Here is a 21,260-nt window from a genome sequence, read left to right on the forward strand (position 1 = left end):
CCTCAAATGTGTACGCGGGAGAAGTGTCACCACCAAACACGCCCGAATGGTCACCGATCTATTGATGCAGAACTGTCACCGATGTCCTGAGACATAACACTCAAGAGCCCCTAAACGGTCTCTCGGAGGGCCCAACTCCCGCGGAATTACGCGGAAGTTCGGCGCCGAATGATGGTGCCCCCGCTGGGACTCGAACCCAGACTGTGACGATTTTAAGTCGTCTGCCTCTGCCATTGGGCTACGGGGGCGCGTCCGAGTACATCCGGGCTGAGCGAACTCAGTCCGAACAGACTCCGACGCTTCAAGCGTAGGTGCTGCCGGAGCAGCCGCTTACTTGACGGGCGTGGTCGCCTCGGTCGCGGCATCCGCTGCCACGATCGCCGGTGCGGCGGCGGGAGCCTTGACCGGCGTCTTGCGCGGCGCGCGGGGCGCCGTGACCTTGGCGGCGGGGGCTGCCGCGGCAGCCGCTGCCGGCACGGTGACCGGTGCCGGGGGCGTGACCGCAGCGGATGCGGCCTTCGCCGGCGCCGCGGCACCCGCGGCGGGCTTCGGGCGGGAGGCGAACTCGACGAACACGGCGCGCGGGGTCTCGACGGCGGCGAGGGACACGATGTCGCGACCGAGGAAGAAGTTGTTCACCCAGCCCCAGACGACGCGCAGCTTGCGCTCCCAGCTCGGCATGGCGAGGCCGTGGTAGCCGCGGTGCGCGATCCAGGCCAGCGGGCCCTTGATGGCCAGTTTGCCGGACTGGAAGACACCCTGTCCGACACCGAGACCGGCGACGGCGCCCAGGTTCTTGTGGATGTAGTCCTTGGGGCCCTCGCCGCGGAGGACGGCGACGATGTTCTTGGCCATGAGCTTGCCCTGACGCACGGCGTGCTGGGCGTTGGGAACGCAGAAGCCGCCCACTCCCCCGCCACTGAGGTCGGGGACGGCGGTGATGTCGCCGGCGCCCCAGGCGTCTTCGATGATCTCGTCTGCGGTGCCGACGCGGAGGTCGGGGCGCACCTGCAGGCGGCCGCGCTCCTCGATGGGGAGGTCGGTGTGACGCACGATGCCGGGGTTCGCCATCACGCCAGCAGTCCAGACGATCATGTCGGTCTCGAACTTCTCGCCGGTGGAGAGCTCGACGACACCGTCGACGGCGCTCGTCAGCTGGGTGTTGAGGTGGATCTTCGCACCGCGCTTGTCGAGGTTGTCGATGACCCAGAGGCTCGTCGGCACGGACACCTCTGGCATGATCCGGCCCATCGCCTCGACGAGGTGGAACTGGATGTCGTCGAACCCGATCTGCGGGTAGGACTTGAGCAGCGAGGTCGCGAACGAGCGCAGTTCGGCGAAGACCTCGATGCCGGCGAAGCCGCCGCCGATGACGACGAAGGTGAGCAGGCGGTCGCGCTCGGGTCCGGCGGGGAGCAGGGAGGCCTTGTCAAAGTTGGTGAGCACGGTGTCGCGGATGGCGACGGCTTCCTCGATGGTCTTGAGTCCGAGCGCCTGGTCGGCGACCCCGGGGATCGGGAAGGTGCGCGAGACGGCTCCTGCGGTGACGACGACGATGTCGTAGTTGAACTCATACGGCTCGCCGACCGGCGGGGTGATCGTCGCGGTCTTCGACGCGTGGTCGATGTGGGTGACCTTCGCGGTGACGACGTTCGTCTTCGAGAGGTGGCGACGGTGCGCGACCACGGCGTGGCGGGCTTCGATCGAGCCGGCGGCAACCTCGGGGAGGAAGGGCTGGTAGGTCATGTACGGGAGGGGGTCGACCATGGTGACCTCGGCCTCGCCTTTTCGCAGCCACTTCTCAAGCTTCCAGGCGGTGTAGAAGCCCGCGTAGCCGCCACCGACAATGAGAATTTTTGGCACGATAAGGGTCCTCCTACATGATGGAATATGCGAAAACTTACCGATTCGATCGATTTCGCTTGAGCCGCCGAAGAGCACCTATGCCGAACAGCGTTACTAGGATAGCAAACCCCAACAGAACGAGAAGCGGAACGGTGATATAGGTCAGGGTCAGCTCGGTCGGCAGCCAGGGACTCGCGGCGGTGTCGGTCGGCAGCGGCGGGTCGCTGCTCGGCACGGCGCGGGCAACGGGTGCGGCCGTCGGCGCGGCTGTCGGGACGGTGTCGATGCGCCGGTGCAGGTGAATCCAGTCCTGGAGCAGGGCCGTCGGCGTCGGAGACGTCGAGGGCGCCACGGACGCGGTGACCGCGGCGGCCGCGTCGATCAGGCCGTTGCCGTAGACGGGGCTGGGGACGACGTGGCCGTTCGGGTTGGCGGTCGCGATCACCCGGTTCATCACCTCGGCGGCGTTGAGCTTCGGGTAGGCGGCGCGCACGAGGGCGACGAGGCCGGAGACGATCGGGGCGGAGGCGCTCGTGCCGCTCCACTGCACGTACCCGCCGTTCGGCACCACGCCGACGAGTTGTTCGCTCGGGGCGGCGACGGCGATCGTGATGCCCTGTGAGGAGGCGTCGAAGCTCGCGGTCTTGTTGCGATCGACGCCCCCGACGGTGAGCACGCCGGGGATCGTCGCCGGGGCGCCGACCTCCGTGGTGCCGCTCCCCCGGTTTCCGGCCGCGGCCACGACGACGACGTCATGCTGGAACGCGTACAGGAAGGCGTCGTCCCAGCTCGACGGCCAGTCCAGGGTGTTCCGGGTCAGCGACATGTTGATCACGTCGGCGCCGTGGTCGACGGCCCAGCGGATGCCTGCCGCGATCTGGTCGTCGTTGCTGAGCTTTGCGCCGCTGCTCCCGAACGCGACCGACACCGCGAGAATGGACGCCTCGGGTGCCACGCCGATGACTCCTGTCCCGTCCGCGGAACCGCGGCCAGCCATCAGGGAGGCGACCAGGGTGCCGTGCTCGCTGCCGTCCCCCACGGGGGTCTGGCCGTTACTCGAGCCCAGGCCCGAGACATCCGTGCCACCGACGACGGCGCCGGCGAGTTCGGGGACGCTCGTGCTCACCCCGGTGTCGATCACGGCGACCGTCACGCCGGCGCCCTTGGTCGTCGCCCAGGCCTGCGTGAAACCGTAATCGTTGAGCCAGTACTCGAGGTCGCGCACCTGGTCGGCGTGCGCGGGTGCCGCGTCGCCGACGACGGAGGCGCCTCCCAGAACAATGGTCAGCGCCACCGCGAGCGCGGCGCCGAGGCGCCGCTGCAGCAGGGAACGGGTCACGCGTCCGCCGCGGAATAGTCGAGGCACTCGCAGACGGCCGGGGTCCAGGCTGCCCGCGCGAGCGCGAGGTCACCGATCGGGTTGACGCCCGGGCCTGCGGCGAGCGAGTGTGCGGCGAGGGCGTGCAGACACTTGACCCGGTCGGGCATGCCGCCTGAGGAGATGCCGGCGATCTCGGGTACGTCGCCGAGCATGGCGCGATCGGCGAGGAATCCCGCGTGGGCGCGGCGGTACCGGTCGTGGACGGCCTCATCGTCGGCGAGCAGCTGGTTGAACTCGTTCATCACCTGGGTCGCCTCGAGGAAGGACAGCGCAGCGGTCGCGGCCGGGTGGGTCAGGTAGTAGAGAGTGGGGAACGGCGTGCCGTCGCTCAGCCGGGGTGCGGTGGCGACGACGGTGGGAGCTCCGCACACGCAGCGCGCCGCGATACCGACGGCGTCGCGGGCCGGGCGGCCGAGCTGTGCGCTGACGATCTTCAGGTCGTCGGCGGTGACGGGCGCGAACGGCGGCCGGGTCACTGGGTGGCCTGGGGGGCGAGGCCGGCGGTCATGACGGAAGCGAACATGGACGATACCCAATCGATGTCGGTGTTCTGGATGGCCGTGGTCGCGGCGGGCGCGGCTGCAGCGGCGGCCGGCAGCGGCAGGTCGTTGATCACGAGGAAGCTCACGTCGCCCGGCAGCACATAGGACAGCCGGGCGCGGGCCTGGGTCGTGACGTAGGTGCGGTCGTTCCAGCGCTCCCGCTCGGTCTTGAGCTGGTCGACGGTGGTCTGCTGGGCAGACACGTCGGCGGTGAGCCGGCTGATTTCCTGCTGCTGCTCACCGTAGGTGCGGAGGCCGGGGGCGAGCACGACGACCGCGAGGATGAGGATGCCCATCATCATGAGCGAGAACCCGGACAGGCGCAGGCCGCGAAGCCAGCCACTCATCGGGGTCTCGTCGAGGCCGAGCGCGACGGGCTGCCGTTCGGTGCGTTTCGCGGCCATGGCAACTCCTTTCGCCGGATCCTCGCCGGTTCTCACCGGATAAAAAACAGAGCTCTCGAAGCGCGGGATTCACCCCGCGCTTCGAGAGCTCCAGTCGAAACTAGGCCTTGAAACGGGGGAAGGCAGAGCGGCCCGCGTACACGGCGGCCTCGCCCAGCTCCTCTTCGATCCTCAGCAGCTGATTGTACTTGGCAACGCGCTCGGAGCGGGCAGGCGCTCCGGTCTTGATCTGGCCGGCATCCGTCGCGACCGCGAGGTCGGCGATGAAGGTGTCTTCGGTCTCACCGGAGCGGTGCGAGATGACGGTCGTGTAGCCGGCGCGCTGCGCGAGCGCAACGGCGTCGAGCGTCTCGGTGAGGGTACCGATCTGGTTGACCTTGACGAGGATGGAGTTGGCCGTGCCGAGGGCCAGGCCCTTGGCAAGACGCTCCGGGTTGGTCACGAACAGGTCGTCTCCGACGATCTGCACGAGGCCGCCGATTTCGGCGGTGAGGTGCACGTAGCCGTCCCAGTCGTCTTCCTCGAGCGGGTCTTCGATCGACACGAGCGGGTAGGACTTGACGAGGTCGACGTAGTACGCGGACAGCTCCTGGGCAGAGAGTTCCTTGCCCTCGAAGTGGTAGACGCCGTCCTTGTAGAACTCGGACGCGGCGCAGTCGAGTGCCAGGCCGATGTCCTTGCCGGGCGTGTAGCCGGCGTTGGTGATGGCTTCAACGATGAGGTCGAGTGCCGCACGGTTGCTCGGGAGGTTCGGAGCGAATCCACCCTCGTCGCCGAGGCCGGTGGAGAGGCCCTTCGACTTGAGCAGGGCCTTCAGGGCGTGGTACGTCTCGGTGCCCCAGCGGAGGCCCTCGGCGAAGGACTCGGCACCGAGCGGGACAACCATGAATTCCTGGATGTCCACGTCGTTGTCGGCGTGCGAGCCACCGTTGATGATGTTCATCATCGGGACCGGAAGGGTGTGCGCGTTCGGGCCACCGAGGTAGCGGAACAGGGGCAGGCCGGCCGAGGTGGCTGCGGCCTTGGCGACGGCCAGGCTCACGCCGAGGATGGCGTTGGCGCCGACGCGGTGCTTGTTCTCGGTGCCGTCGGTTTCGATAAGTACGGCGTCGACGATGCGCTGGTCGGTGGCGTCGAGGTCCTCGACTGCCGGGCCGAGCTCGTCGATAACGGCGTCGACGGCCTTGAGGACGCCCTTGCCGAGGTAACGCGACTTGTCGCCGTCGTGAAGTTCATAAGCTTCGAACGCACCGGTGGATGCGCCCGACGGAACGGCGGCACGGCTTACGGAGCCGTCATCAAGCAATACCTCGACCTCGACGGTCGGGTTGCCTCTGGAGTCGAGAATCTCGCGCGCTACTACTGCCTCAATGAGAGCCACAGCTATCTCCTGTTTCCTGTTATTTCCTAATGGGTGGGGTGTTGGTATGGGGGGAACGTGCAGGAAGACGACACTGTGTTCCAATCATGTAACAGTCTAGCGACGGAGGCTCCGAGCGCGGGAATCAGCCCGCGAGCGGGCGGAAGTCGAGCGCGGCGGCATCCGCTGTTTCATCGGTGACGAAGGCGTACCGCCCGTAGCCCGCCTCGGCGGCGCGACCGAGCAGGGCCTTGAGGTTCTTGGTGCGGTGCTCGAGCCGCACCCGCAGGCCCTCGGCGACGAGTGCGGTCTTCAGGGCGACGAGGCGGCCGGGAGCCGCGTCCTTCTCGTGAATGAGCACAACGGCGTTCTCGGCGGATGCACCGGTGCCGCCGAGCAGGTCGACGATGCGTTCGAAGCCGATCGAGAAGCCGCAGGCGGGAACGTCGACGCCGAGGAATCGGCCGATCATGCCGTCGTACCGGCCGCCGCCTCCGAGCGAGTAGCCGAGATCGGGGTGAGCGATCTCGAAGATCGTTCCGGTGTAGTAGCCCATACCGCGCACGAGCGTCGGGTCGAAGACGAGGTCGGCGCCGGGGAGCGCGTCGCGGAGGGCGAGCAGGTCGGCGTATGCGACCGGGTCGAGCCAGGTGGGTGCTGCGGACGCATCGGTCTCGCCGGCCGAGCCGAGCAGGTCCCAGCCGGCGGAGGCGATCGAGCGGAGGGTCTCCGCGATGCCGTCGGTGGGGATGCCGAGGCCGTCGAGTTCGGTGACGACGCCGTCGACGCCGATCTTGTCGAGCTTGTCGATCGTGATCAGGGCCCGCTCGAACAGATCCGCAGGGACCTGCCAGTACGCGAGCAGGGCGGTCAGGATGCGGCGGTCGTTGATGCGCACCGAGCAGCCGGTGAGGCCGAGGGCGTCGAGGGCGGCCATCGTCGCCGTGATGAGTTCGATCTCGGCGAGCGGGCCCGCCTCGCCGATGATGTCGATGTCGCACTGCACGAACTGGCGGTACCGGCCCTTCTGCGGGCGTTCGGCCCGCCAGACCGGGGCGATCTGGATCGCCCGGAACACCGTGGGCAGGGCGGCGCGGTGCGTCGCGTAGAACCGGGCGAGCGGGACGGTGAGGTCGAAGCGGAGGCCGAGGTCGGCGAGGCCGAGCAGGTCGCCGGACTCCGCGGCGGCGAGGGCGTCGGCAGGGGCGAGGCCGCGCTTGAGCACAGCGAAGCCGAGCTTCTCGTTGTCGCCGCCGAGGCCGGAGTGCAGCCGGGCGGAGTCTTCCATGACCGGGGTCTCGATCTCGTCGAAGCCGTGCGCGGCGAAACTGCGCCGGATCACGCCGAGCGCGTGCTCGCGACCTGCCTTCTCAGCGGGGAGGAAGTCGCGCATGCCGCGCGGCGGGGTCACCTGTGTTGCCATGTGATCCATTGTCTCAGGTTGGGCCGGGCGGCCCGGCCCGGGGGCGGTCAGTCGTTGTCGGCGGGGAGGCCGATGATGCCGGCATCCGAGAAGTCGGTCGCGGCATCCGCTGCACCGTCGAACCCCGCACCGTCGAGCCCCGCACTGTCGAGCTCAGCGGAACGGATCTCGTCCTGGAGCCCGCGCACGGCGGTGCGCAGGGCTCGTTCGGAGTCGAGGCCGCGAGCCTTCGCCGCGGAGACGATCGCGAGCAGCAGGGGGCCGAGCTCGTCCTCGCTCTCGAGCGGGAGCGGGAAGTCGGCGCCGTCCGCATCGAGCAGCCCGATCTTCTGGGCGCGCCCGAGCACCTTGTCAGCGAGGGCGAGAGCGGGCATGCCTTGCGGGATGCCGTCGAGTACGCTCGTTCGGCCGGGCTTCTCGGTGGCCTTGAAACCGTCCCAGGCCGCGGCGACGTCGTCCGCGGTCGCGAGGTCGAGGTCTCCGAAGACGTGCGGATGCCGGCCCTCGAGTTTCCGGGTGAGGCTCGCGGCGACATCCTGCAGGTCGAAGTCCTCGCCGGCGGTGTGCGCGGCGAGGTCGGCATGGAAGAGGACCTGGTAGAGCACGTCGCCGAGTTCCTCGAGGAGTTCCTCACGGCCACCGGCCTCGATCGCCTCGACCAGCTCGTGGCTTTCCTCGAGCAGGTAGGGCACGAGGGAGGCGTGGGTCTGCTCCATGTCCCAGGGGCAGCCGCCGGGAGCGCGCAGCCGCGCGACCGTCCGGACGAGGACGTCGATCGGGGTATCGGTCCGCGGGTCGATCGGGGTGTCGATCGGGTTGGCGTCGGTCACGACTTCCTCCTGGGGTTGGGGTTCTGCGTGGTCGTCGGTGCGGCCTTGGGTGCGGCACCCGGCGCAGCGGGCTCCTCGACGGGACGGGGGAAGATCGCGGCGAGCAGGGAGCCGGCCCAGGCGATCAGGGCGGCGTCGCCGAGCGGTTCGTCGTTGATCCGCGGCATCGGCACCATGATGGCCCCGGTTGCGACGGTGTACCGCGAGCCGGGGTACATCCGCTTCAGGCGCACCTGCATCGAGTCGGCGAGGTCGGCAGAGGCGACCCGCAGGTTGGAGCCCATCGCGACGACCTCGCTCAGGCCGGCCTGCTGGGAGAGCCAGCGCAGCCGGGAGACCAGGATCAGGTTCTGCACCGGCTGCGGGGGTTCGCCGTAGCGGTCGGTGAGTTCCTCGAGCACGAGGTCGATCTGGTCCCTGGCCGCGGTCGGCGAGCTCGCCGCGGAGAGCTTCTGGTAGGCCTCGAGGCGGAGGCGCTCGCTGTCGACGTAGTCCTCGGGGATGTGCGCGTCGACGGGCAGCTCGAGCCGGAGCTCGGTCTGGCCCTCTGCGACGTCTCCGCGGAAGGCGCTCACCGCCTCTCCGATCATCCGCAGGTAGAGGTCGAAACCGACCCCGGCGATGTGCCCGGCCTGTTCGCCGCCGAGCAGGTTGCCCGCCCCGCGGATCTCGAGGTCTTTCAGGGCGACCTGCATGCCGGCGCCGAGCTCGTTGTTCGCGGCGATCGTGGAGAGCCGGTCGTGGGCGATCTCGGTGAGCGGCTTGTTCTCGTCGTAGAGGAAGTATGCGTACGCGCGCTCCCGGCCGCGGCCGACCCGGCCGCGCAGCTGGTGCAGCTGGCTCAGCCCGAACTTGTCCGCCCTGTCGATGATGATGGTGTTCGCGTTGGCGATGTCGAGGCCGGTCTCGATGATCGTCGTCGAGACGAGCACGTCGAACTTGCGCTCCCAGAAGTCGACGACGACCTGTTCGAGCTGCGCCTCGGGCAGCTGCCCGTGTGCGACGGCGATCCGGGCCTCCGGTACGAGTTCGGCGATGTGAGCGGCGATCCGGTTGATGCTCGACACCCGGTTGTGCACGACGAAGATCTGGCCTTCGCGGAGCAGCTCGCGCCGGATGGCCGCGGCGACCTGCCGGTCGGAGTACGGCCCGACGAAGGTGAGGATCGGGTGCCGGTCCTCCGGCGGGGTCGCGAGGGTCGACATCTCGCGGATGCCCGTGACCGCCATCTCAAGGGTGCGCGGGATCGGCGTCGCGCTCATGGCGAGAATGTCGACGTTGGTCTTGAGCTTCTTGAGGGCGTCCTTGTGCTCGACGCCGAACCGCTGCTCCTCATCGATGATGACGAGGCCGAGGTCCTTGAAGATGATCGACCCGGTCAGGAGCCGGTGGGTGCCGATCACCAGGTCGACCGTGCCGTCGAGGATGCCGGCGACGGTCTCCCGGGATTCCTTCTCGGTCTGGAACCGGCTCAGGGCGCGGATGTGCACGGGGAACCCGGCGAATCGCTCCTGGAAGGTCTCCATGTGCTGGCGCACCAGCAGGGTCGTCGGCACCAGGATCGCGACCTGCTTGCCGTCCTGGATCGCCTTGAATGCTGCGCGCACGGCGACCTCGGTCTTGCCGAAGCCGACGTCGCCGGAGAGGAGCCGGTCCATCGGGATGGGCCGTTCCATGTCGGCCTTGACCTCGTCGATCGTCGTGAGCTGGTCGGGGGTCTCCGCGAACGGGAACGCCTCCTCGAGCTCGCGCTGCCAGGGCGTGTCGGGCCCGAAGGCATGGCCCTTGCTCGCCATCCGTGCCGAGTAGAGCTTGACGAGCTCGACGGCGATGTCCCGCACCGCGTGCCGGGCCTTCGACTTCGCGCTCGACCAGTCGCTGCCGCCCATCTTGCTGAGCGCGGGCGCCTCACCGCCGATGTACCGGCTGACGAGGTCGAGCTGGTCGGTGGGCACGAAGAGCTTGTCGCCGGGGTGCCCGCGCTTGGACGGCGCGTACTCGAGCACGAGGTACTCGCGCTTGGTCTTGACCGGGTTGCGGCCGCCGCTCGACACCTCGCGCTGGGTCAGTTCGACGAACCGGCCGATGCCGTGGGTCTGGTGCACGACGTGGTCGCCGGTCTTGAGCTGCAGCGGGTCGACGACGTTCTTGCGCCGGCTCGCGAGCTTCTTCACCTGGCGGGCGTCGTAGCCGACCGTGCGGCCGTAGAACTCGGACTCGCTGACGAGGGTGAGCTTCGTCTCGGCGAGCTCGAAACCGTGGTCGACGGATGCCTTCAGCAGGTACGCGATGCCGGGTTCCGGTTCTGACGGCCATTCGGTCACGATCCGGGCGGGGAGTTCGTGCTCGGCGAGCACCGCGGCGGCTCGTTCGACGAGCCCGGCACCCTGGGCGAGCACGCCGACCGTCCAGCCGTCCTTCATCCGGCTGCTGAGGTGCCCGATGGCGCCCTCGACGCTGCCCTGGAAACTGGGGACCGCCTCGCCCTCGACCCTGAGGGTGAGGAGGTCGTCGATTTCGCGGTGCTCTGGCAGGACCGGGGCATCCGTCGGGGCGGCCTGGAAGGAACTGAAAGTCCACCAGACGTGCGCGGAGGCCGGCGCGCCGGGAGCGGTGTGCGTGACCGAGTCGCGCAGCCGGCCGAGGGTGAGGAAGTCGCCGGACTCGAGGTCGATCGGGGCGTCTGCACCCGCGGTCGCTGCGCTCCAGGCCGCCCCGAGGAACTCGCGGTTCGTCTCGGCGAGGCTGATCGCCCTGCTGGCGACACGTTCGGGCGAGACCACGGCGACGGCGGCTTCGGCGGGGAGGTAGTGCGTGATCGGCACGAGCCGGTCGACGAGGGCGGGCGCGAGGCTCTCCATGCCCTCGACAGGGATACCCTCCGCGATCTTCGCGAGGAGGCCGGCGAGGCTGGGGAACTCGTGCTGCATCTCGCGGGCGCGCTGCCGCACGGCGGGGCTCAGCAGCAGCTCGCGGCTCGGCGGCAGACTCACCGAGGCGACCGGTTCTGGCAGGGAGCGCTGGTCGGCGACGGAGAAGGCGCGGATCTGTTCGACCTCGTCGCCGAAGAACTCGACGCGGGACGGATGCGGGGCGATCGAGGGGAACACGTCGAGGATGCCGCCGCGCACGGCGAACTCGCCGCGGCGGGTCACCATGTCGACGCGGGTGTACGCGAGTTCGACGAGCTGCACGGCGAGCGCGCCCAGGTCGTTGCCGCGGGCGCCGGCCGTGAGCACGATGGGCGCGAAGTCGGTGAGGTTGTCCGCGACGGGCTGCAGGGCTGCGCGCACGGATGCGATCACGATGAGCGGGCGGCGAAGGGCCGGGTCGGTCTCCTCCCACTCGCGCATCCGCCGCAGTGCGAAGAGCCGCTTGCCGACGATCTCGGCACTCGGGCTCAGCCGCTCGTGCGGGAGCGTCTCCCAGGCCGGGAAACCGATGATCTCGGCGTCTTCGGTGAAGCAGTCGAGGTTGTCGTGCAGGTATTCGGACTCACGCCCGGTGGCGGTGATGACCAGCAGGGCCGGGGCCTTGCCGAGCCGGGCGCGCTGTTCGAGGAGCGCGGCGAGCACGGGAGCCCTGAGGCCTTCGGTGAGCGAGAAGTCGGCGTCGCGGCCCGCGCACGCGAGGGCTCGGTCGAACGTGGAGGCGCGCGAAAGTGTGGCAATTACGCCGTGGAGGGTCACCCGGCAATTCTACGCAGCACCGCCGACAGTCGCCTTTCCGGTCGACAGTCGCCGCCACACCGGTGACTCTCGACCGGAACGGCGATTCTCGCGGTCGGGACGGTCACTGTCGCGGACGGTCACTGTCGCGGGCGGGTCAGGGCGCGTGGAACTTCTGCTGGGCGGCGGTGACGCCCTCCGCCGCGATCAGCTGGATCGCATCCGCTGCGTCTTCGAGCAGGTTCGGCAGGGTCTCGCGCTCGACCTTGGAGAAGTCGTGCAACACGAAGTCGGCCGGCGCCTGGCGACCGGGCGGGCGGCCCAGGCCGAGGCGGATACGCACGAAGTCCTTCGTGCCGATGGCCGCGATGATGTCGCGGAGCCCGTTGTGGCCCCCGTGACCGCCGCCGACCTTGATCTTGAGCGTGTCGAACGGCAGGTCGAGCTCGTCGTGCACGACGATCAGGCGATCCGGTTCGAGCGAGTAGAACCGGAGCAGGGCGGCCACCGGTCCGCCGGACACGTTCATATAGGTGTTCGGCGTCGCGAGCACGAGCCCGGGGCCCCCGGGGAAACTGCGCCCGGAAGCAACCGTCGCGTTGGTCTTGTGGGTCTTGAAATTCGCCGACAGTCGGTCGGCGAGCACGGCGGTCACCATGTGGCCGACGTTGTGGCGGTTTCCGGCGTAGTCGGGCCCGGGGTTACCGAGCCCGACTACGAGCCAGAGATTCTCGTCCAGGGAAATCCTCCTTGTTCGACGAGATCAGGCAGAAAGCGTGAAGCGGATGCTACTCGGCGGGGGCTTCCTCGACAACGGCCTCGGCGTCGGCGTCGGCGACGGCCTCTTCCTCTTCCTCGGCCTCGGGCAGGTGCACGCTGATGACGACGGCGTCCGCATCGGAGATGAGCACGGCACCGTCGGGAAGGACGATCTCGCCGGCCTTGATCTGGGCACCCTCGTCGAGGCCATCGACGTTGACAACGATGTTCTGCGGGATGTTGGTCGCTTCGACCTCGAGCAGCAGGCTCTTGATGTCCAGGTCGATGACGTTTCCGGCGATGATCTCACCGGTCAGGTGCACGGCGACGTCAACCTGGACCTTTTCACCCTTGCGGATGACGATGAGGTCGAGGTGTTCGATGATCTGACGGACCGGGTCCTTCTGGACGTCCTTGACGAGGGTCAGGTGGGTCTCGCCGTTGACCTCGAGCTCGAGCACCGCGTTGGCGCGACGCAGGATCAGGCCGATCTGGTGGGACGGAAGTGCAACGTGCACCGGGTCGGTGCCGTGGCCGTAGATGACGGCCGGAATCTTGCCGAGCACGCGCAGCTTGCGGGCCGCACCCTTGCCGAACTTGGTACGCAGGTCGGCATCGATCTTGTTGTCGATGACCTTTTTGTCCTTGGCCTCAGCCATGATGTGTCTCCTTGTCAGGCCGCTACGGCCCAGATCAGTTGCGCAGCCGATGGCCGCGCGTATGGGTGCTGGTTCAACTCGAACGCGTGTCGCGTGAGGAAAGGCCGTGAAGCATTTCGCCGCGTCGATAACGGATGCCGAGCGTGCGTGACACGCCTGGCAGCCCTCGCCGAAGTTCAACTGCTAAGTCTAGCGGAGTGTGCGGGAACCGCGCACCAGCATCCGCCCGCCCCCGTCGGGCAGGTGCCCAGCCCGACCGACTAACCTTGAACATGGTTCTAGACCAACCATTTTGAAGGAGCGAACGTGACCGAAACCGGTACAGCACAGGCAAATATTGGCGTCGTCGGACTGGCGGTGATGGGCTCGAATCTCGCCCGCAACCTCGCCAGCCGGGAGGGGAACACCGTCGCGGTCTACAACCGCTCGTACGTGCGCACCCAGACCCTCATGACGGAACACCCCGAGGCCGGCTTCGTCGCCTCGGAGACCATCGAGGACTTCGTCGCGTCGCTGAGCCGCCCGCGCACCGCCATCATCATGGTCCAGGCCGGAAAGGGCACGGACGCGGTCATCAGCCAGCTCGCCGAGCTGTTCGAGCCCGGCGACATCATCGTCGACGGCGGCAACGCGGACTTCCACGACACCATCCGCCGCGAAAAGGCGATCAGCGCGACCGGCATCAACTTCGTCGGCGCCGGCATCTCCGGCGGCGAAGAGGGCGCGCTCAAGGGCCCGAGCATCATGCCCGGCGGCTCCGCGCTCGCCTACGAGACCCTCGGCCCGATCCTCGAGTCGATCGCCGCCGTCGTCGACGGCGTGCCGTGCGTCACCCACATCGGCACCGACGGCGCAGGCCACTTCGTCAAGATGGTGCACAACGGCATCGAATACGCCGACATGCAGCTCATCGCCGAGGCGTACGACCTGCTCCGTCATGTGACCGGCCACTCCCCCGCCGCCATCGCCGACGTGTTCACCGAGTGGAACAAGGGCGACCTCGAGAGCTACCTGATCGAGATCACCGCCGAGGTGCTCCGCCAGGTCGACGCCGAGACCGGACTGCCGTTCATCGATATCGTCCTCGACGAGGCCGGCTCCAAGGGAACCGGCGTCTGGACCGTGCAGAACGCGCTCGACCTCGGCGTGCCCGTCGCCGGAATCGCGGAGGCCGTGTTCGCACGCGCCGTGTCGAGCCACCCCGAGCAGCGCGGACCGGTGCGTGCCTCGATCAGCGCCCGCCCCGAGATCGCCGTCGTCGGCCACACCTTCGTCGACGACGTGCGCCAGGCGCTCTACGCGTCGAAGGTCGTCGCGTACGCGCAGGGCTTCGACGAGATCATCGCCGGTGCCGCCAAGTACAACTGGAGCATCGACAAGGGTGCCGTCGCCACGATCTGGCGCGGCGGCTGCATCATCCGCGCCCAGTTCCTGAACCGCATCGTGGATGCCTACGCGAACGACCCGTCGATCCCGACGCTGCTCGTCGACCCGTTCTTCGCCGCGGCCGTCGCCGCCGGCGAGTCGGCCTGGCGTCGCGTCGTCTCGACCGCTGCGCTCTCCGGCATCCCGGTTCCCGGCTTCGCCTCGGCGCTGAGCTACTTCGACTCGCTCGCCGCGGAACGCCTGCCCGCCGCCCTCGTGCAGGGCCAGCGCGACTTCTTCGGAGCGCACACCTACAAGCGCGTCGACAAGCCCGGCGTGTTCCACACCCTGTGGTCGGGCGACCGCACCGAAATCGCCACGGAGGCCTCGACCCACTAGTCGCGGCATCCACCTCTCTCCGCGAGAGCGTAAAAAGTGCCCCTTCCCGCTGCGGGAAGGGGCACTTTTTACGCTCTCGCGGAGAATGGGAGCGCAATTTGCGATACTGGACCCCACGATGAACGACGACGACGGTAGCGAGCAGCACGAGCACCCCGAGCTCGCCGGGTATGAGCCGCACGACAGCGCGCGGCCGCTGCGCAGCAGGCGGATGCTGCTGGTGATGCGCCTCGCCGTCGTACTCGGGCTCGTGGCGCTGATCGTGCCGGGGATCCTCACGTCGATGCAGATCGCATCCGTCACCGCCACGAACGGGTGCTCCGTTGCGGTCGCTCACTACTACCCGCTCGCGGAGGGGTCCACCGCGCGCTTCGACCTGGCCGGGCCCGGCGGGTTCGGCTGGCAGTGTTACGCGATCGACGTGCACGAGCGGGAGACCTGGGTGATCTCGCTCGGCCTGATCCCCCGCGCGCCGGGGTTCGGCCCACCGGTCGTGCCGGCCTAGGCATCCGCTGCCCGTGCGCGCCCCACAGGGTGTCGCGGCGGTTAACGACGGATGCCCCGCTCGGGTGAGCGGGGCATCCGTCGGTCGGGGCAGCGTGGGTTACGCGGCGCCCTCGAACATCGACGTGACGGATCCCTCGTCGAAGACCTCGTGGATCGCGCGGGCCAGAAGCGGGGCGATCGGCAGAACGGTCAGGGTCGGGAAGCGCTTCTCCGGGGGGATCGGCAGGGTGTCGGTGACGACGACCTCGGTGATCGCCGGGTTCTGCAGCAGCTCGAGCGCGGGGTGGCTGAACACGGCGTGGGTCGCGGCGACGACGACGCCGATCGCTCCGGCGGCACGCAGTGCCTCGGCGGCGAGGACGATGGTGCGTCCGGTGTCGATCATGTCGTCGACAAGCAGGCAGACGCGACCGGAGACCTGGCCGACGATCTCGTGCACGGAGACGCGGTTCGGCACCAGCGGGTCACGGCGCTTGTGGATGATCGCCAGGGGGGCGCCGAGCTTGTCGCTCCAGATGTCGGCGACGCGGACGCGGCCCATGTCGGGCGACACCACGGTCAGCGTTGCGGGGTCGAGCTTCTCCTGGAAGTGCTCGAGCAGCACCGGCATCGCGAAGAGGTGGTCGACGGGGCCGTCGAAGAAGCCCTGGATCTGGGCGGCGTGCAGGTCGATCGACATAATGCGGTCGGCGCCGGCGACCTTGAACAGGTCGGCGACGAGGCGGGCCGATACCGGCTCGCGGCCGCGGCCCTTCTTGTCCTGGCGGGCGTAAGGGTAGAACGGCGCAACAACCGTGATGCGCTTGGCGGAGGCCCGCTTGAGCGCGTCGACCATGATGAGCTGTTCCATCAGCCATTCATTGATCGGGTTGGTGTGCGACTGGATCACAAAGGTGTCGCTGCCGCGCACGCTCTCGTCGAAACGGGCGTAGATCTCGCCGTTCGCGAAGGTACGTGCGTCGGTGTGCACGAGTTCGGTACCGAGCTCCTTGGCGATGTCCAGTGCCAGTTGCGGGTGTGCTCGCCCCGAAACCAATACAAGTCGTTTCTCGCCGCTGGCATTGATTCCAGGCACCTAGTCTCCGCTCTTAGCCGCGGCTTCCGCCGCGTCGGTTCCCGGGCGGTTGGTCTGAACCCAGCCGTCCATATTGCGTTGTGGGGCCACGGTGAGAGCCAAAGCTCCGGCCGGCACGTCCTTGCGGACGATGGTACCGGCACCGGTGTAAGCCCCGTCCCCAATCCTAACGGGCGCGACGAAGACGTTGTGCGACCCGGTGCGCACATGCGACCCCACGACGCTCGGCGATTTCGTCACACCGTTGTAGTTCGCGAAGATCGTCCCCGCCCCGATGTTGGAGTGCACACCGACCGTCGCGTCGCCGACGTAGCTCAGGTGCGGCACCTTGCTGCCCTCGCCGATGACGGCGTTCTTGGTCTCGACGAAGGTGCCGATCTTGCCGTCCGCGCCGAGAATCGTGCCGGGCCGCAGGTACGAGAACGGGCCGACGGATGCGCCGGCACCGATCACCGCGAGGGTCGCGTCCGTGCGCTTCACCTCGGCGTTCGCGCCGATCTCGCAGTCCACGAGGGTCGTGTCCGGTCCGACGACGGCGCCGGTCTCGATGACCGTCGCCCCGAGGATCTGGGTGCCCGGCTTGATCGTGACGTCGGGCGCGATCGTGACGGCGAGGTCGATCCAGGTCGTCGCAGGGTCCTGCACGGTCACGCCGGCGAGCTGCCAGCCGCGCACGATGAGCGCATTGAGCTGCCGGGCGGACTCGGCGAGCTGGGCCCGGTCGTTGATGCCGGCCACGAGCCAGGCATCCGCTACCGGAACGGCGCGCACATCGGAGCCGGACTCGCGGAGCAGGCCGATCACGTCGGTGAGGTACTTCTCGCCCTGGACGTTCTCGGTCGTGATGCGGGCGAGCTGCGCACGCAGTTCGGTGATGCCGAAGACGTAGACGCCGGCGTTCGTCTCCGTGATCAGGCGTTCCTCGGGGCTGGCGTCCTTCTGTTCCACGATGCGGTCGAAGGCTCCGGCCTCGTCGCGCACGATGCGGCCGTAGCCGGTGGAGTCGTCGGGGAAGGCGGACAGCACGGTCGCTGCGACGGCGCGTTCGCGGTGCGCGGTGATGAAGCTCGCGAGGGTCGCCGCGTTCAGGAGGGGAACGTCGCCGCTGACGACGAGCACGTCGCCCTCGAAGTCGGCGGGCAGGGCCTCGATGGCCTGCTCGACGGCCCGGCCGGTTCCCGGGACCTCGTCCTGGTCGACGACGATGCTCTCGGGCAGGTCGGCCTCGACGATGTCGACGAGCCGGTCGCGTTCGTGGCGCACGACGGTCACGACGTGCGCGGCGTTCAACGCGGATGCCGTCGCGAGCACGTGGCTGAGGATGGGCAGCCCGGCGAGGGGGTGCAACAGCTTGGGAGTCGCGGATTTCATCCGGGTGCCCTGGCCTGCGGCCAGGACGACGATGGCGAGACGGGAATCGGTCACGGGGTCCTCGTGCTTCTGTGTTGCCGGCCGGGAAGACCGGGTGCGGGCGCCACTGGAATGCAGCACTGGTAATGATCTACGGCTCCGCCGCCAGGACTCGAACCTGGACCTAACAGCTCCAAAGGCTGTCGTGCTGCCATTACACCACGGCGGAATTCGCCGGCCGGAGCCGACCAACGCTGATAAGTCTGCCAGAAGTATCGGCTGCGGCGCGCAGCCGGGCGTACCGATGACCCGTGCTGTGCAGGCGGATGCCCCGGCTGGCCGGATAATAGGACGATGCCCGGCAATGACGAAGTAGACCGCATCGTGGATGCCTGGCTGCGCGAGCGGCCGGACCTCGATTTCGCCCCGTTGCAGGTGCTCAGCCGGGTCGGTCGCCTCGCCAAGCACCTTGACCGGGCCAGGCGCACCGCGTTCTCCCGCTCCGAACTGGAGTCGTGGGAGTTCGACGTGCTGTCGGCGCTCCGCCGCGAGGGCGCACCGTACGAACTCAGCCCCAAGGCGCTGCTGCAACAGACGCTCGTGTCGAGCGGAACCATGACGAACCGGATCGACCGGCTCGTCGAGCGCGGCCTCGTCACCCGGCGCACCGACCCCAACGACGGCCGCGGCATCTTCGTCGTGATGAACCCCGACGGGCTGATCCGGGTCGATGCCGCGATCACCCGCCTCGTCGACGCCGAGGCCGAGCTGCTCGCGACGCTCACGGCCAGCGAACGCGAACGCCTCGCCTCCCTGCTGCGCAAGCTCAGCCTCGACTTCGACTGAGCTCGCGCGCACCGCAAGAATCGCGGCGGAGCCCTGACCGGGGTCGACGGCGTCAGAGCACGGACTTGGGGAAGCTTTTCCACGCCGACCGGAACCGGCTCTCGAGGTGCGCACCCCGGAACTGTTCGGTCGCGTGGAGGCGGCCGTACGTGAACGAGTTCTCATTGTCGATGAAGGCGCGCATGCCGAGGGTGAGCAGCACCCCGCGGGCGACGACGCTGTCGTGGTGCTCGCCGAGGATGTCCTGGACCAGTCGGGCGGCGGCCACAAGCCTGGCCGCACGTTTCGGACTCAGGATGAGCGCAGACTCCGTCGTATACCGCAGGCGCTTGGCGATCTTGCGCACCTCGTGCAGGGCTGCGTCGTGATCGGGGCCCTGCGGCACGGCGCGAGCGTCGCGAACGGCCTTGCGCAGTCGGGCGCCATCACGCTTGACGAGACCAGGTACCACCGACTTGGCCGACTTCTTCGCGAGCGCGGTGAACGGCGGCTCCGCGATGAGGGCGTCGAGTGCGTCGAGCAGCCGGAAGTAGCGTGGGCTGTCGAGCACGACATCCGCCGCCTGCTGCGCCGTGGCGAGGTCGGCCGCGAAGTGCGCGTCCAGGCGCTTCCTGACGTGCCCGACCACGAGCTTCGCCGGCTCGGACGAGAGCGACCTGGCGAGGTTGTGGTGCAGGACCTCGTTGTCGCGGGCGGCGCCGAGCACACGGGCGATCCACTGGAGTTCGTCCCCGAGGGTGTTGGCCAGCCCGTTCGGAAGCAGGTCGCGATAGGTGGCCAGCACCGAGCGCATCCGCCGGGTCGCGACCCGCATCTGGTGCACGGCTTCGGCGTCGTCGCGCCTCACGAGCGGGTCCTGGTGGACGAGTACCCGCATCTGGGCGTCGAGGTAGGCGAGCAGCAGGGCCCCCGTCGTACTCGACCGGGTCGGCGTCGCCGGTGGGGCCGGCGGGGCTGCGGGAATGCGGTCGCCGAGGGCACGGCCGAGCTTCGAGGGGTAGCCTGCGCGACGGACTCCCCCGGCGGCGAAGGCCTCCGCGACGGCGTCGAGCAGCTCGGGGGCGCCGTCGACGAGTTCGATCTCCCATTCCCGCCATTCCTGGCGGAGCGGGTCGACACCGAGGCGGTCGGCCAGGACACTGTCGTCGCAGACCTCGGCGAGCACGGCGCCGTTGTCCCCGCGCAGCACGTGCACGATCCGGTGGTTGCGGAGCCGCACGACGGGCACGAGCACCCGGTCGCGCACGAGGACGCGAACCCGCTGCTGGAGGCCGGCCGGCACGAGCTCGGGGTCGCTGCCGAGGGGTTCGTGCACCTCGCGGCGTTCGTCGGGGCCGCGACCGTCGACGCCGGACGGGAGCTTGAGGTGCCAGCCGGCGTCGTCCCCGCCGGTGCGGCGCCGCAGTGTGATCCGGTGCGCGGCAAGGGTGAGGTCGGCCGTGTCGAAGTAGACGGCGTCGAGCGACTGGTCGACGGGGGCATCCACCCAGGTCACGCCGGGCAGCTCATGCAGCGGCGGGAGAACGGATGCCGCGTCGACGTCGTATTTGCGCTCAACCTCGGAAAAATCCACGGCATTCATGCCCGACAGTGTACGCCCGGGCGCCTCCCGGCCCGCGCCACACGCGGCTAGACGGTGGGCTTGACCGCCTTGACGATGGCGCCGTGCATGTCGGGGGCGACCTCGTGGGTGTAGTCGACGCTGATCCCGGTGAATCCCGCCCCGGCCAGGGTGTCTAGGTATTCCCGGTGGGAGAGCGCGCCGGCGATACAGCCGGCGTAGCTGCCGCGCTCGATGCGGTCCTGTTCGCTGAGGTGGTCCTCCGCGACGACGTCGGAGATCCCGAGCCGCCCGCCGGGCTTGAGGACCCGGAACATCTCCGTGATGACGGCGGTCTTGTCGGCGGAGAGGTTGATCACGCAATTGGAGATGATGACGTCGACGGATGCGTCGGGCAGCGGGATCTCCTCGATCCGGCCCTTGATGAATCCGACGTTCGTGGCGCCGGCCTTGTCCGCGTTGGCCCGGGCGAGGGACAGCATCTCGTCGGTCATGTCGAGGCCGTATACAAATCCGGTGGGGCCGACCCGCCGCGCGGAGAGGAGCACGTCGATGCCACCTCCGGAGCCGAGGTCGAGCACGGTTTCCCCGGCGCGCAGGTCGGCGACCGCCGTGGGGTTGCCGCAGCCGAGGCTCGCCAGCAGCGCTTCCTCGGGGACTTCGGACCCCTCCCCGCCCGTATAGAGGACCGATCCGAAGACGTCGCCGTTCCCGAGGTCGGTGGGAACGCAGCACGCGCCGGACGCAGGCGACACGTCGGTGAGCTGCAGCGCCGCGGCGGCGTAGCGTTCGCGGACGAGCTCGGTGATGTCTGTCTTTTCAGTCATGGGTGGTTCCTTCCTTCGGACGATCGCTGCGAGGTCATGCGCTGGTCAGGAGCCGCGCGACCGAGTCGAGCGCGCCGGGTACGAGAGCAAAATGGGCCCAGTTGCCGCGCTGGGTGCGGCTGAGGAATCCGGCGTCGGTCAGGACTTTGAGGTGGTGGGACACGGTGGGCTGGCTCAGCCCGACCGGTGCCGTCAGGTCGCAGGCGCAGGCTTCCTGGCCTTCGGATGCGGCCACGATCGAGATCAGGCGCAGCCGGGTCGGGTCCGCGAGGGCCTTGAGCGAGCGCGCGAGGTCAACGGCATCCGCCGCGGCGAGCGTCTCGCGCGTGAGCGGCGCGCAGCACGCGCCACGCGAGGCGATGGGGAGCAGGGAGGTGATCGACATGGGCCCAGCATAGTCGCGTATTGACACTTGTCGATATAGAGGGTCATACTGGGGGTATCGATGAATGTCGATAT

The 21,260-nt window shown here is 68.7% G+C and carries 18 protein-coding genes and 2 tRNA genes; 3 read left to right on the forward strand and 17 right to left on the reverse strand.

What is annotated here, in order from left to right; genetic code table 11:
* Positions 1–172 precede the first annotated feature (172 nt).
* The 11 genes from E3O50_RS18020 to E3O50_RS18070 form a co-directional block, all read right to left on the reverse strand.
* Positions 173–248 (reverse strand) — tRNA-Leu (locus tag E3O50_RS18020).
* Positions 249–330: 82 nt separating this feature from the next.
* On the reverse strand, positions 331–1,863 hold the full coding sequence (locus E3O50_RS18025) for an FAD-dependent oxidoreductase (protein WP_134563962.1): 1,533 nt from the start codon (positions 1,861–1,863) through the stop codon (positions 331–333).
* A 37-nt stretch (positions 1,864–1,900) separates the two neighbouring features.
* On the reverse strand, positions 1,901–3,184 hold the full coding sequence (locus E3O50_RS18030) for a S8 family serine peptidase (RefSeq protein ID WP_241975209.1): 1,284 nt from the start codon (positions 3,182–3,184) through the stop codon (positions 1,901–1,903).
* Entirely contained in the window at positions 3,181–3,702 is a 522-nt protein-coding gene (locus E3O50_RS18035; RefSeq protein WP_134558201.1) for a DUF501 domain-containing protein, read from the reverse strand. The genes E3O50_RS18030 and E3O50_RS18035 overlap by 4 nt, the downstream gene beginning before the upstream one ends.
* Entirely contained in the window at positions 3,699–4,172 is a 474-nt protein-coding gene (locus E3O50_RS18040; protein ID WP_134448270.1) for a septum formation initiator family protein, read from the reverse strand. Before E3O50_RS18040 ends, E3O50_RS18035 begins: the two co-directional genes overlap by 4 nt.
* A 100-nt stretch (positions 4,173–4,272) precedes the next feature.
* Positions 4,273–5,553, reverse strand: a complete 1,281-nt coding sequence (gene eno, locus E3O50_RS18045; RefSeq protein WP_134448268.1) for a phosphopyruvate hydratase — start codon at positions 5,551–5,553, stop codon at positions 4,273–4,275.
* A 124-nt stretch (positions 5,554–5,677) separates the two neighbouring features.
* Complete coding sequence (gene hisS, locus E3O50_RS18050) at positions 5,678–6,955, reverse strand: histidine--tRNA ligase (protein ID WP_134558200.1); 1,278 nt, start codon at positions 6,953–6,955, stop codon at positions 5,678–5,680.
* Positions 6,956–7,002: 47 nt separating this feature from the next.
* Entirely contained in the window at positions 7,003–7,785 is a 783-nt protein-coding gene (locus E3O50_RS18055; protein ID WP_241975208.1) for a MazG family protein, read from the reverse strand.
* The gene (gene mfd / locus E3O50_RS18060; RefSeq protein WP_134558199.1) at positions 7,782–11,474 is read right to left on the reverse strand and encodes a transcription-repair coupling factor; all 3,693 of its coding nucleotides are present in this window, start codon (positions 11,472–11,474) and stop codon (positions 7,782–7,784) included. Before mfd ends, E3O50_RS18055 begins: the two co-directional genes overlap by 4 nt.
* Positions 11,475–11,610: 136 nt before the next feature.
* Complete coding sequence (gene pth / locus E3O50_RS18065) at positions 11,611–12,192, reverse strand: aminoacyl-tRNA hydrolase (protein ID WP_134558198.1); 582 nt, start codon at positions 12,190–12,192, stop codon at positions 11,611–11,613.
* 49 nt (positions 12,193–12,241) lie between these two features.
* Positions 12,242–12,871, reverse strand: a complete 630-nt coding sequence (locus tag E3O50_RS18070; RefSeq protein WP_134448261.1) for a 50S ribosomal protein L25/general stress protein Ctc — start codon at positions 12,869–12,871, stop codon at positions 12,242–12,244.
* A 306-nt stretch (positions 12,872–13,177) separates the two neighbouring features.
* Here E3O50_RS18070 and gndA point away from each other — a divergent pair, with 306 nt between their 5' ends.
* Together gndA and E3O50_RS18080 are read left to right on the forward strand one after the other, a co-directional pair.
* Positions 13,178–14,635, forward strand: a complete 1,458-nt coding sequence (gndA, locus tag E3O50_RS18075; RefSeq protein ID WP_134448259.1) for an NADP-dependent phosphogluconate dehydrogenase — start codon at positions 13,178–13,180, stop codon at positions 14,633–14,635.
* 118 nt (positions 14,636–14,753) lie between these two features.
* Positions 14,754–15,140: a hypothetical protein gene (locus tag E3O50_RS18080; RefSeq protein WP_134448257.1), complete on the forward strand. Its 387-nt coding sequence runs from the start codon at positions 14,754–14,756 to the stop codon at positions 15,138–15,140.
* Positions 15,141–15,239: 99 nt separating this feature from the next.
* Here the strand turns inward: E3O50_RS18080 and E3O50_RS19375 are convergent, their stop codons facing one another.
* The 3 genes from E3O50_RS19375 to E3O50_RS18090 form a co-directional block, all read right to left on the reverse strand.
* The gene (locus tag E3O50_RS19375; RefSeq protein ID WP_134448255.1) at positions 15,240–16,217 is read right to left on the reverse strand and encodes a ribose-phosphate diphosphokinase; all 978 of its coding nucleotides are present in this window, start codon (positions 16,215–16,217) and stop codon (positions 15,240–15,242) included.
* On the reverse strand, positions 16,218–17,642 hold the full coding sequence (gene glmU, locus E3O50_RS19380; protein WP_134448253.1) for a bifunctional UDP-N-acetylglucosamine diphosphorylase/glucosamine-1-phosphate N-acetyltransferase GlmU: 1,425 nt from the start codon (positions 17,640–17,642) through the stop codon (positions 16,218–16,220).
* 82 nt (positions 17,643–17,724) lie between these two features.
* Positions 17,725–17,796 (reverse strand) — tRNA-Gln (locus E3O50_RS18090).
* Between the two features lie 125 nt (positions 17,797–17,921).
* Here E3O50_RS18090 and E3O50_RS18095 point away from each other — a divergent pair.
* Positions 17,922–18,413, forward strand: a complete 492-nt coding sequence (locus E3O50_RS18095; protein ID WP_134448251.1) for a MarR family transcriptional regulator — start codon at positions 17,922–17,924, stop codon at positions 18,411–18,413.
* A 52-nt stretch (positions 18,414–18,465) separates the two neighbouring features.
* Here the strand turns inward: E3O50_RS18095 and E3O50_RS18100 are convergent, their stop codons facing one another.
* The 3 genes from E3O50_RS18100 to E3O50_RS18110 are packed head-to-tail and all read right to left on the reverse strand — an operon-like array spanning position 18,466 to position 21,186.
* Positions 18,466–19,995 (reverse strand): CYTH and CHAD domain-containing protein, encoded by a 1,530-nt coding sequence (locus E3O50_RS18100; protein ID WP_134558197.1) that lies wholly within the window; start codon positions 19,993–19,995, stop codon positions 18,466–18,468.
* A gap of 47 nt (positions 19,996–20,042) precedes the next feature.
* On the reverse strand, positions 20,043–20,801 hold the full coding sequence (arsM, locus tag E3O50_RS18105; protein WP_134558196.1) for an arsenite methyltransferase: 759 nt from the start codon (positions 20,799–20,801) through the stop codon (positions 20,043–20,045).
* Between the two features lie 34 nt (positions 20,802–20,835).
* Positions 20,836–21,186: a metalloregulator ArsR/SmtB family transcription factor gene (locus tag E3O50_RS18110; protein WP_134448245.1), complete on the reverse strand. Its 351-nt coding sequence runs from the start codon at positions 21,184–21,186 to the stop codon at positions 20,836–20,838.
* Positions 21,187–21,260: the final 74 nt, after the last annotated feature.

Source organism: Cryobacterium sp. MDB1-18-1, from assembly GCF_004402735.1.
GTDB lineage: Bacteria > Actinomycetota > Actinomycetes > Actinomycetales > Microbacteriaceae > Cryobacterium > Cryobacterium glucosi.

Excerpts from the sequence above, each read along its gene's own strand:
- E3O50_RS18040 (WP_134448270.1), bottom strand. The coding sequence starts at position 4,172 with ATGGCCGCGAAACGCACCGAACGGCAGCCCGTCGCGCTCGGCCTCGAC.
- hisS (WP_134558200.1), bottom strand. The coding sequence starts at position 6,955 with ATGGCAACACAGGTGACCCCGCCGCGCGGCATGCGCGACTTCCTCCCC.
- E3O50_RS18070 (WP_134448261.1), bottom strand. The coding sequence starts at position 12,871 with ATGGCTGAGGCCAAGGACAAAAAGGTCATCGACAACAAGATCGATGCC.
- E3O50_RS18080 (WP_134448257.1), top strand. The coding sequence starts at position 14,754 with ATGAACGACGACGACGGTAGCGAGCAGCACGAGCACCCCGAGCTCGCC.
- E3O50_RS18095 (WP_134448251.1), top strand. The coding sequence starts at position 17,922 with ATGCCCGGCAATGACGAAGTAGACCGCATCGTGGATGCCTGGCTGCGC.
- E3O50_RS18100 (WP_134558197.1), bottom strand. The coding sequence starts at position 19,995 with ATGAATGCCGTGGATTTTTCCGAGGTTGAGCGCAAATACGACGTCGAC.
- arsM (WP_134558196.1), bottom strand. The coding sequence starts at position 20,801 with ATGACTGAAAAGACAGACATCACCGAGCTCGTCCGCGAACGCTACGCC.
- E3O50_RS18110 (WP_134448245.1), bottom strand. The coding sequence starts at position 21,186 with ATGTCGATCACCTCCCTGCTCCCCATCGCCTCGCGTGGCGCGTGCTGC.